This window comes from Chloroflexota bacterium (assembly GCA_020850535.1).
Classification (GTDB): domain Bacteria; phylum Chloroflexota; class UBA6077; order UBA6077; family JACCZL01; genus JADZEM01.
This window is the reverse complement of record JADZEM010000096.1, coordinates 1-11245: the sequence shown is the minus strand read 5'-3', so window position 1 is coordinate 11245 and position 11245 is coordinate 1. Positions and strand designations below refer to the sequence as shown.

7 protein-coding genes are annotated in these 11245 nt (G+C 70.6%); 5 read left to right on the top strand and 2 right to left on the bottom strand.

Going from position 1 to position 11245, the window contains the following annotated elements; all coding sequences use genetic code 11:
- The first annotated feature begins 512 nt into the window (after positions 1–512).
- Positions 513–2876, top strand: a complete 2364-nt coding sequence (locus tag IT306_13755) for a protein kinase (protein ID MCC7369488.1) — start codon at positions 513–515, stop codon at positions 2874–2876.
- 87 nt (positions 2877–2963) lie between these two features.
- Complete coding sequence (locus tag IT306_13750) at positions 2964–3989, top strand: DMT family transporter (GenBank protein ID MCC7369487.1); 1026 nt, start codon at positions 2964–2966, stop codon at positions 3987–3989.
- Between the two features lie 28 nt (positions 3990–4017).
- On the opposite strand, the gene IT306_13745 is transcribed toward IT306_13750, so the two are convergent.
- Positions 4018–5154 carry an endonuclease/exonuclease/phosphatase family protein gene (locus IT306_13745; GenBank protein ID MCC7369486.1) on the bottom strand — a complete coding sequence of 379 codons (1137 nt, stop codon included), beginning with the start codon at positions 5152–5154 and terminating at the stop codon, positions 4018–4020.
- A gap of 64 nt (positions 5155–5218) precedes the next feature.
- Positions 5219–7114, bottom strand: coding sequence for a hypothetical protein (locus tag IT306_13740; GenBank protein MCC7369485.1), 1896 nt, complete (start codon positions 7112–7114; stop codon positions 5219–5221).
- A gap of 290 nt (positions 7115–7404) precedes the next feature.
- On the opposite strand from IT306_13740, the gene IT306_13735 reads away from it, so the two are divergent.
- The 3 genes from IT306_13735 (at position 7405) to IT306_13725 (ending at position 11113) form a co-directional block, all read left to right on the top strand.
- On the top strand, positions 7405–9360 hold the full coding sequence (locus IT306_13735) for a VanW family protein (GenBank protein ID MCC7369484.1): 1956 nt from the start codon (positions 7405–7407) through the stop codon (positions 9358–9360).
- Positions 9361–9725: 365 nt separating this feature from the next.
- Positions 9726–10265, top strand: a complete 540-nt coding sequence (locus IT306_13730) for a hypothetical protein (protein ID MCC7369483.1) — start codon at positions 9726–9728, stop codon at positions 10263–10265.
- Positions 10266–10342: 77 nt separating this feature from the next.
- Positions 10343–11113 carry an SDR family oxidoreductase gene (locus IT306_13725; GenBank protein ID MCC7369482.1) on the top strand — a complete coding sequence of 257 codons (771 nt, stop codon included), beginning with the start codon at positions 10343–10345 and terminating at the stop codon, positions 11111–11113.
- Positions 11114–11245 lie beyond the last annotated feature (132 nt).

The following is an 11245-nucleotide window of genomic DNA, read 5'->3' as shown; positions in this document are numbered from 1 at the left end:
GCGACGCTCCAGTCTCACCGGACGACGGCTGTTCCCGGTGTCCGTCGCGCAGCGACTGAATGCGTGTAGGCGGGGGTTTCAACCCCCGACTGCGCGTCTCGTCGCGCTTCGGGAACACCAGCGAACATGCGATCGCCCTGGTGCTGCTACCAGTGCAATCGTATGTTGAGCGCGTCGTGCCGCCGCGTCGGGGCTTGAAAGCCCCGCCTACGATCCTGCAGTCGCTGCGCGACGCTCCAGTCTCACCGGACGACGGCTGTTCCCGACGGCCGTCGCGCAGCGACTGAATGCGTGTAGGCGGGGGTTTCAACCCCCGACTGCGCGTCTCGTCGCGCTTCGGGAACACCAGCGAACATGCAATCGCCCTGATTCCTCACTCAAAATGTGAGCGTCGAGGTGACGGTTCCTGAACTGAGAATGTGACTGAGGGAGCGGGCGATGTTGCCGCGTCGCTGGACCCGGAATCCGCCCGGTGCTAGAGTAGCGCTCGCCGAGTCAGCGGAGGCGGGCGCGTGATCGGTCAAGTTCTCAATGGCACCTATGAGCTGACCGACCTCGTCGGCAGCGGCGGATATGCCAACGTCTACCGCGCGCGCGACCTTCGCTCGGGCGCGACGGTCGCCGTCAAGGTGCTCCACAGCCACTACGCGCGCATGCAGGACGTCGCTGCCCGCTTCGAGCGCGAGATCTCGCTGGCCCGCCGTCTACAGACGCCCCAGGTCGCCCGCATCCTGGATGCCGGCCGCGACCCAACCTCGCCGCCGTACATGGTCATGGAGTTCGTGCCAGGCCAGACCGCCGCCGAGCGCGTCGAGCGGCACGGCCCCTTGCCCGTGGCGGAAGCGGTCGAGATCGTCGATCAGCTGCTGGGGGCGCTGAAGCAGGCGCACGCCATCGGCATCATCCACCGCGATCTCAAGCCCCACAACCTGATGCTCGAACCATCGGGCCGGGTGCGCGTGCTGGACTTTGGCGTCTCGCGGATCGTCGGGGCGGGGACCATCACCGCCGAGGGCGAGCTGCTCGGCACGCCCGAGTACATGGCGCCCGAACAGCTTGAAGGGCGGCCCATCGACGCCCGCGCCGATCTGTACGCGGTGGGCGCTGTGCTCTACCATCTGCTCGCTGGCCGGCCGCCGTACCTCCGCGGGCCGGAAGGCAACATCTGGGAGGTCGTGCGGCGCGTGCGGCAGGAGCCGCCCCAGCCGATCGTCCAGGTGCGCCCGGACCTGCCGCCGGCCCTGGTCGCCGTGCTCGACCGTGCGATGGCGCGCGACCCTGACCGGCGCTTCGCCTCGGCCTTCCAGATGCAGCAAGCCCTGGCCGAGGCGGCAGGCGCGGACCCGCCGACGCCGCCACCGCTGCGTGTCTCCGACTTCTCGCGCCCGCTGCCGCCGGGACAGCCGGCAGGGGGGCGTCGGCCGGTCGACGGCGAGCAGTCGACCGTGGTTCTGCCCGTGCTCAGCCCCGAGGGGAGGCCGGCAGAAGACCACGACGCGACGACACGCATCGCGGCGCTGCCGCCAACCCAACCGCCGCCAGGCCAACCGCCGCCAACCCAGACGGCACTCACCCAGGCGCTGCCTCCAGCCCAGGCGCTGCCTCCAGCCCAGGCCCCGCCGGCCGCGGATCCCGGCCCGCGGCCGCCCGGGGGGCCGCCCGCCGCCCCGAGGCCCGCCCATGACGCTGCCGCTCCGACGCGGATCATGGATGGGCCACCGCTCCCCGGTGGCGGCGCCGCGCATGCGCGGGAGCGACCGGGACCACCCGGGCAACTGGGGCCACCCGGGCCACCGGGTCCGCCGCCGTGGTCGGCGCAGCCCCCGCCACCCCAGGCTGCGCGCCCTGAGCGTCTTCGCGGCCGACTGGCTGTCCGCTGGCGGGTGGTGGCTGCTGGCGCGGCGGCCGTGTTGTTGATCGGCGTGGGCATCGTGCTCGGACGGACGTCGACCTGGGACGGGTCGGCTGGCGCGCCGACGCCGACAGCGGCCGGCCCGGTCGGCGCGGCGGGCGCGCCCACCGACGTCCTGCCGACCAGCGCGCCTGCTGCGCCCCCCACGCCGGCCGTGACCCTGCCGCCAGCCGCAACCACAGTGCCGCCGGCCGTCGTTGCCACCGCGACCGCTCCCCGGGTTGCCGCTCTCCCAACCGCCACCGGTGCGCCCATCGCGCTGCCGAAACCGGGTGCGGGCAGCGCAGCTGTGCTGCCGGCCCCGCAGCCGACGGGCAAGCCGCAAGCGCCACCCGGTGGCACGGCCCCGCCTGGTGGCGTAGCCCGCCCCGGCGCGACGATTCCCCCGGCCGACGTCATCGTCGCCGAGAGCTTTTCACGACCAGATGGCCTGCTGACCCGAACGTCGCCGCGCCCCGGCGAGTACACCTTCGCCTACGAGCAGGGCGAGTACGTCATCCGGAAGGTCAACCCCTCGCTGCCGACCGCGCCGATCGTGTTCGTCAGCGGCGAGTACGTCGATACGCTGATCGCCGTGGACGTGCGTATCGTCGGCGACCCGACGGCCCGCTACGCCTTCCTGGTCTGCCGGGACCGTTCGAGCGGCAGCCAGACCCGGCAGTATCGCGCCTCCATCGTGCCGGAGGCCCGCCGCGTGATCCTGAGCTACTGGGACGATGGCGTACAGAAGGTGCTCGGCGAGACGCGCGACAACCCCGACGTCCGGCCCGGCGATGCCGTGAACCGGCTGGGGCTGCGCTGTGTCGGACCGAAGATCGAGGCGACGGTCAACGGCAAGACGGTCGTATCGGTGGAGAACGGCGACCTGACCGCCGGCGAGCACGCCCTGGGAGCCGGGACGTTCACGGGGGTTGAGGGCACGATGGAGGCGCGCTTCGACAACCTGGAAGTGCGCCGCCCGTAGGCTTCAGGGCGTGGGGCGTGGGGCGTGGGGCGTGGGGCGGGGTATAACCTTCCCGTCCCCCGGATTCCCCCCTCGGACCTGACCTTCGTGTCCTCGGCCCCCGCCTCTACCACCGCTGACACGGTCTCCTTGCCCTCGACGGCTGCCCCGGCCGGGGTAGTTCCGGCCACGGCGGCCGCGGTCTCTCCGCGTCGGACGATTGCCGGTTTCGCGCCCGTCGATCTCTTCTCGTTGATCACCGTGGTCGTGATCTGGGCCAGCCTGCATCCCATCGCCAAGCGGACGCTCGAAGAGATCACGATCTTCCAACTGCCGTTCGCACGGGTGGCGCTCGGCTCGACGTTCCTGATCGTCGTCTGCGTGCTCACGGGCCGCCTCGGCAAGCTGCTGGCGCTGTTCCGCCCGGGCGAGGTCTGGAAGTTTGCCATCCTCGGGCTGACCGGCTACTCGGCCAGCTCCGGCCTGTCGATGGCCGCGCTCGGGTATCTGCCGGCCGGCATCAACAGCGTCCTGGCCAACGCCAGCCCGTTGATGGTGGCGCTCGGCGTGATCCTGCTCCTGCGGGAGCGGCTGGCCGTCCGCGTGCTGGCCGGGCTGGTGATCGGGTTCCTCGGGGTTGCGATCGTGGCGCTGCGCGGTGGGGTGGACGCCAGCGGCCTGAGCCTGCTCGGCGTGATGCTCTCGTTGGTCAGCTCGGGGACGTGGGCGCTCTACACGGTGCTGGCGCGCCGCCTGAGCGCAGGGCATGACCTGATTGCCGTCTGCGCGGCCACCAGCCTGCTCGGTGCGCTGCCGCTGGCGCTGGTGGTCGGGGTGGAAGGGGAGATCGGGCGGTTGCTGACCGCCAGCACCGCGACCTACCTCTCGCTGCTCTGGTGCGGGGTGATCGCGACCGGGGCGACCTTCACCGCCTGGGTGATGCTGCTGCGCCGCATCAATGCCACCCGCGTGGCGAGCTTCCAGTACATGATCCCGCTCGGGGCGCAGGTGATGGCGTTCCTGATCGGGGGCGAGCTGCCGACGCTGATGGCCGCCGCCGGCGCGCTGATGATCGTGGGCGGGGTGGCAGTGGCGAACAGCGCGACGCTCGCGCCGCGCAAGTCGCGCACGTAGGACGGCCCGCCGGGCCTCCGACCTGGGGCTAGACCGTGGACGCGGCCAGCGGGAAGCCTGCGTTCATCGGCCGGCTGACGCCGGTCCAGCGCAGCCCGGCGACGATCGGGTGATGGTCGCTGTGGCCGGCCTCGCCACGGTAGGCCCAGGCCGCGTCGAAGTGGCCGGAGTGCCAGACGTAGTCCAGGCGCAGCAGCGGCCACGGAGCCGGGAACGTGCGCGGCCACGACCCTACACGCGGGAACGTGTTCCCGAGGCCGTGCCCGACCGCGCGGTACGCATCCTGGAGATAGCCCGAGAGCAGGCGATGATCGGGGCTGCGCTCCGTCATGTTGAAGTCGCCGCAGACGATGACCGGCCCGGTCTCGGCCTCCAGCAGCGACACGAGGTGCTCGACCTCGCGGAGGCGGCGCTCGGCATGGAACTGAAGCGGAATGCGCGGCAGCCACTTTCGGCGATGCGTCGTGCGGATGTACGGGATCTTGGTGTGAATGTTGAAGAAGGCGATTGGCCCGGGCGGGGTATCAATCGTCATCTTCTGCCACCAGTGGCCCTTGTCCGACGCCTTGAAGGCCACCACGTCCCCGAGCGGGTAGCGGCTGAGCATGGCTGCGCCGGACGAATCCGACGCCTCGCTGACGTAGGCGTAGGGGAAGCGCGCCTTCAATTCGTCGGCGAGGTAGTGCGCCGCGCGCGGCCCGATCTCTTGCAGGGCGACGATGTCTGGGCTGGCTGCCAGGATCGACTGTTCGAGGTCGTGGCCCTCGCGCTGCCAGGCCAGCGTGTTGTAGGTCATCACCGTGAGCGACGCGACGGATCGCTGGCTGGGCGTTATCGGGGTGTGGCGCAGGTAGCGGCTCCCCCAGCGCAGCCCAAACAGGCCCATCAGCCCGAGGCCAGCGGCCGTCAGGCGGCCCGAGCCGCTGGCCCTGCCCAGGGCGGCCAGGGCCGGCCCTGGCAGGTAGGCCCACGGCTCCAGATCGTCGATCAGCTCCTGCCAGCCCGGGTGGGTGCCGGCGATCTTGCGGATGAGCGCATACCCGAAGACGCTGGCGGCGTAGGCGAGGCCAGCCCCCGTCACTGCCTGTCGCAGTGCGCGCGCAGCACGAGATGGCGCGTCCGCCGCGCCGGGTGAGCGTCCAAAAAGGGCAGACAGAGCTGTCACGGAAGGCTTCCTCGCTACAGACAACGCCAGGCTGGCCGGGACGGGGACGCCACGGCCTGCCCGGTCACTCAGCAGCTTCGACGAGGCGCAGCTCCAGCCGATGTTTGCCCGGGGGCGCTTTCGTCGGGAGGACCGCGTACACGTCGTCCCCCACGACCTCGGTGCGCACCTTGACGGACTTCTGATCGAGAAGTGCAGCGTCCACCTTCACATTGTCAGGCAAGGTGACGCGCAGCTCGCCAGGATTTGGATGGGTCGTCTCCCACTCGACGGCGATCCTGTCGCCGGCGTAGGTGTGCCAGTAGTCCAGGGTGCAGCCGCTCGGCGGGTGGAAGACGTGGATGCCGCCGCTCTGCGCCCCGAGGCGGGCCTTGATCTCCCAGCCATCGGAGCCAAGCTCGACGCCGTAGAGGCCGGAGATGATCGCCTGGCCCATCGAGGCGGCCGCGCCGGTGTAGGCCGCCGACCCGAGGTTCTTGCCGGTGCCCATCTCCTGCCACTCGTAGATCTCGCCCGGCTCGCGCGCCCAATCCTGCGCCACCAGCTCCAGGTGCTTGCGCCCGAGTGACGAGTAGCCAGCCCAGAACTCGCCGCTGACCTGCATGCCGCCCCACCAGTCCCAGACTGCTCCGTTCTGGTAGCGGCCGGGCGTCATCTGTGGGTAGTCGAAGAAGCCGAGCGGGTAGGCTGGCCAGAGGGTCAGGCCGGGCTTGGGCGCTCTCGCCTCCAGGCGGGCGCGCTCCAGGGCGTTGAAGATCGGCTTGTGCTCGGAGGGCTCGGCAAGGCCGGCGAAGACGGCGATGCCGTTCGCCACGCTGACGATGCGGTCCTCATCGATCTCGGGGGCCAGCGGCGGGAGCAGCAGCCGCGTCCGGAAGTACCCACGATCCGCCTGCCAGAGCCGCTCAATCGAGGCCTGCCGCAGCAGCCGCGCGCGTGACCGCTGGTGCTCGGCGATCTCCTCCTGCCCGACCATCACGTTCATCTCGGCCAGTTGGAGCAGCGCGCGGTAGGCCCAGGCCTGATCGTAGATCGAGGCGGTCCACTCGGACGGCTCCTTGACGTACTCGCCGGACGAGTGCCCGACGCCGACGGCGACATCGCCCCAGTCCGTCGTGTTGCCGCGCTTGATGAGCCGGAAGGCCTGGTCGAAGCGATGGGCAAACAGCCAGTCCATCGCCTCGTTCAGCCGCTGGATGCGCGGCTTCCCGGCCTGTTGCTGCGTGAGCCACGCTGGCCCGGCCCCAGCCTTGACGGCGACGTAGGCCATCGAGACGACGCTCGCCTCCTCGTCCGAGACGACGAGCATCTTGGCCCCGGAGATCTCGTTGCCGCCGACCGTGCCGCTGACCGCCCCAGGCTGGCCCGGCGTGCGCCAGCGGGCATCCTCGGCATCGCCGGGGACGCCGTCGTACTGCAAGGCCAGGAACTCTTCGACGGGGCGGGTGAGCCAGGGCAGCTCGTAGAAGTACTGGGCGGTTGGCGCGATGGTGGCGCTGTCGCGGGCGTAGATGTGGGCGTACAGCGCGCCCGGGCGGAACCCGATGAACTGCCCGGTCAGGCCCATCTCGCGGGCCTCAACCGTCCTGAACGTCGTCTCAATCGAGGCGCGCATGTTCTTCAGCGCGTCGTTGCCTTCGAGCCGCCAGGTGGTGGGTTGGGTGTTCGGGCCGGGGATGCAGGCTGCCAGCGGCGGCTGCGGCTCGGCGGCGCGGTTGTCGTTCCCATTGCCGTTGTCAGCCTCGGCGGCCTGACGCGGGCGAGGGGTCGTCGTGGCATTCGGGCGTGGCTGCGGGGTCGCAGCGGCTGGCGCAGCGGTGGCTGGCGCAGCGGTGGCTGGCGCAGCAGTGGCGGTGGCCGGTGGCGGGACGGGCGTGATCGCCTCAGGGGTGACCACAACTTCCTCGTCGTCTGCGCGAATCACCGTCGCGGAGGACGGCATCAGCGTCGAGAGGAGCAACAGGGCCGCCAGGGCTTGACGAAAAGGCTGTCTTGAAGCGCGTTGCACTCGCATAGGCACGGGGGCGGAGTGTGGCAGATTGACACAATGGCGGGCAACCCACAGCGTGTGGGTTTCATTCTGGCTTCATCAATTCAACATCTCCCGCTCAGGAACGGGAGGAGAACCGCCCGCAACGGACCACGTCGTGCGGGGCAAAGCGTCGATAGTGGGCGTTCGAATGAGAGCCAAATCGTGATTCGCTCGTTACATCACCTGAGCACCATTCCCAGACAGGACAGGCAGGACCGTTGGCAGTCGCAGAAGGCCCCACCACCCGACACCTCGACCCCCGAGAGCCGACCCCCGCGCAGTGGCTCGACGATCTCCATGCGCGGCACGGACCGAGCGAGCCGCCGCGCCGCCCGATTCGGCCGGCCTCGGCGTCCGCGAGCGGCTGGGTCGTGGCCCTGCTGGCGATCGTCGCCGTTGGGGTGATCAGCCCGGTGGCGGCGCTGGGCATGTACCAGTACGTCCACGTCGGGCGGGTGTACCAGGGTGTCAGCGTCCTGGGCGTTGACCTGAGCGGCCTGACCCCGGCCGAGGCTGAGCCGCTGGTGGCCGCCCGCGGCGCCGAGCTGACGGCCCGCCCGGTGACGGTTCGGGCCGGCCAGGAGACCTGGCGCACCGACTGGGGCAAGCTCGGGCTGACGATGCCGGTGGGGACGCTGGTCGAGCGCGCCATGGCCGTCGGTCGGCAGGGTTCGCTGCCAGACCAGTTGTACGCCCAGGCGCGGGCGCTGCGGGGCGGCAGGACCGTCGCCGCCGAGGAGATGCTCGATCCGCGGCCGATCGAGACGTTCGTGCAGGCGGCGGCGGAGCGGCTCGACCGTCCGATGCGGAACGCCCGCCTCGACATGCTGCCGGACCTGAGCTTTCAGTTGACCTCGGCGCAGGTGGGGCAGCGCCTGGATCAGGACGAGGGCTACCGCCGGATGCTGGCGGCGGCGCAGGGCGGCCTGCCCGACGTCGAGCTGCCGCTGCTGGTGCTCCAGCCACAGACGACGGACGAGATGCGGCTGCCGGCCAGGGCCCGCGCCGAGGCGATGATCTCCGCCCCCGTCGAGCTGCGCTTCGCCGAGCGATCCTGGGCTATCGACCGCGCGGCGCTGGCCGAGATGCTGGTCTTCAGCGGCGGCCCCGGCGTGCCGATTACCGTGCAGCTGGATGCCGAGAAGCTGCGCCCACACATCGACAAGATCGCCAGGGAGCTGTATCAGGAGCCGCGCAACGCCGACGTGGTCTGGGCGAACGGGGCGCTCAAGGCCACCACGCCGAGCCAGGACGGCCGCAAGCTCGACGTCGAGGCGGCCATGAAGGTGGCGCTGGAGAAGATCGATGCCGGCCAGCGCGAGGTTCCGCTGGTGGCCTCGGTGACGAAGCCGGACATCGACAGCAACAACCTCGCGGCGCTCGGCGTGAAGGAGCTGATCGAGTCCGCGACCACCTCGTTCGCGGGGTCGGTGCCGCAGAAGCAGCACAACGTCAAGCTGGCGGCCTCGAGGCTGAACAACAAGCTGATCAAGCCGGGCGAGAAGTTCTCGTTCAACAAGGCGCTCGGTCCGACGACCATCGACAACGGCTTCCAGGTGGCGTTCGGTATCACCAGCGGCCCCGGCGGCCAGGGGCACCAGACAGTGCCATCCGTGGCGGGCGGCATCTGCCAGGTGGCGACGACGCTGTTTCAGCCAGTCTTCTGGTCCGGCCTTCAGCTTGAGGAGCGGCACTGGCACCTGTACTGGATCCCCGCCTACAACTCGAAGGGCGTGGTCGGCCTGGACGCCACGGTAGACGAGGAGGTGAACCTCGATCTGCAGTTCGTCAACAACACTGGGAACTACCTGCTGATCGCCAGCCGCACCGACGACACCACCGTCACCTTCGAGCTGTACGGGACGAAGCCGGGGTGGGACGTGAAGGTTGACGGCCCGAAGATCACCGATCAGAAGCAGCCCGACACGACGCCCGTCGTGGAACAGACGGCTGGCCTGCCTGAGGGGCAGCGGTATGCGGTCGAGGCCGCGCGCGAGGGGTTCACGGCGACGTTTGTGCGGACGGTGACCGCTGCCAGCGCGCAGCCGCGCGTGCTGAAGCTGGAGAGCAAGTACGCGCCGTCGCGGAACGTGACGCTGGTCGGGACGGGCGGCAGACCGCCAAGCCCGACGCCTGCGCCGTCAGGCTCGTCGAGCGGGTTCGCCACGCCGTAGCGTCGCCCGGATCCTGGCCCGAATGACGCGAAGATCGCCCCGCGGAACGTTCACGTTCCGTGGGGCGATCTTCGCGTGTCAGCCGACTGCCCGCCGTGACCGGAGTGAGCGGAGTTTCGGCGGGCTGCCGCGAACGCTCCCTCCTGGGTGCGGCTCTTGCAAGAGGGGCGACCACGCCAGATCGACGGAACAATCGGCGGCCGCCGTGCGTTGTTGAGAGTGTGGCTGGCGCGACAACGGCGCACGCGGCCAGGGCTTGTGGGAAGCGCGGAAACATCACTCGGGGTGCGGTGGCCGCGTTGTACTGAGTGTCGGGCTGCAGAGCGCCACCGTCGGCGCAGAGCACGCGGCCTGGAGGCGGAACGATGACCCGAAGCTTGCGATGGCGCCTGGCGCTGGGTCTGCTGCTGGCCGCGACGCTGTTCGGGTCCGGGCGTCCCGCGGGACCGGCCCAGGCGGCTCCTCTCGGTGCGTCCGAACCGGTCTTCGGGGTGGCGACGGGGTCCACCGAGAGCGACGGCGAGATGCTGCCCACGGGCAATGGCCGCTTCACGATTGACGACCGCGTGTTTGTCGGGAAGAGCATCGGGCGGTCGGTGGCTGGAACGGCTGCCGCCTGTTTCACGGGCGACCTGCGGGCCGTCGACGAGTGGTCGCTGGAAGCGCCGAAGATGGTGGGCACGCACGAGAGCTCGGTGACGATCCGCTCCGAGCGCGGCTCGCTGACGCTGCGGCTGCGCGGCCAGATGGAAGGGATGTCGGCCTCCGGCGCGTGGCAGATCGTGCGGGGGAGCGGCGACTGCGCCGCGCTCGACGGCGACGGCAAGTACACGGCGACGTTCTCCTCGCCCGGGAAGTCCGGCCCCGACCTGCGGCTGACCTTCGACGGCGAGACCCACGCCTGAGGCTCCAACGGGGCTGACGCGCCGCCGGACATCCTGTCGTCTGCGCGCCCGGGTACACTGCTGCCCGGGAGGCGAGGATGCTGAACAGGTTTGAGGGTGCCTGTGTGCTGATCACCGGCGGCGGTGGACGCATTGGGGCGGCGTGCGGGCGGCGCATCGCCAGCGAGGGCGGGCTGGTTGTGCTGGTCGATCGGGCCGAGTCGGCGGTCGAGCGGATCGCCGGGGAGATCCGGAGCGGCGGCGGACGGGCGCTGGCGCTCTTCGCGGATGTGACCCGCGAGGACGAGATCGACGCGACGTTTGCGCGGGCGGCACAGGAGACGGGGCGGCTTGACGCCGTGGTCGTGAACGCGGGCATCCAGCTCCACAAGCGCGACCTGCCCGTCCACCAGCAGACGTTGGACTCGTGGGACGCCACCCAGGACGTGAACTATCGCGGGGCGTTCATCACCTGTCGGGCGGCGGCGCGTCAGTTGCTGGCGCAGGGCAACGGCGGCTCCATCGTCATCATGAGTTCGGTGACGGCGTTTGTGGGGGCGGCCTCGCAGAACCCGGCCTACACGGCCAGCAAGGGCGGCGTCCTGGCCCTCGGTCGGGCGATGGCCGTGCAGTACGGCCCGGACGGCATCCGGGTGAACATGGTCTGCCCGGGGCCGCTGGAGCAGCCGCCGATGGCTGAGGACATCGACCTGCCGGCCCGCGAGCGGCGGCTGGGCGATCAGGTGCCGCTCGGGCGGCTGGGACGCGCCGACGAGATCGCGCCGGTGGTGGCGTTCCTGGCATCCTCGGACGCGAGCTTCACGACCGGGGCGGCGTTCGTGGTGGACGGCGGCTTCTCGGCCCGGTAGGCGGCGCAGGGCGATTGCATGTTCATTGGTGTCCCCGAAGCATCATGGAACGGGCGGTCGGGGACTGAAGTCCCCGCCTACAGTCACGCCGTCGCTGCGCGACGGCCGTCGGGAACGGCCGGCACTGGTGCG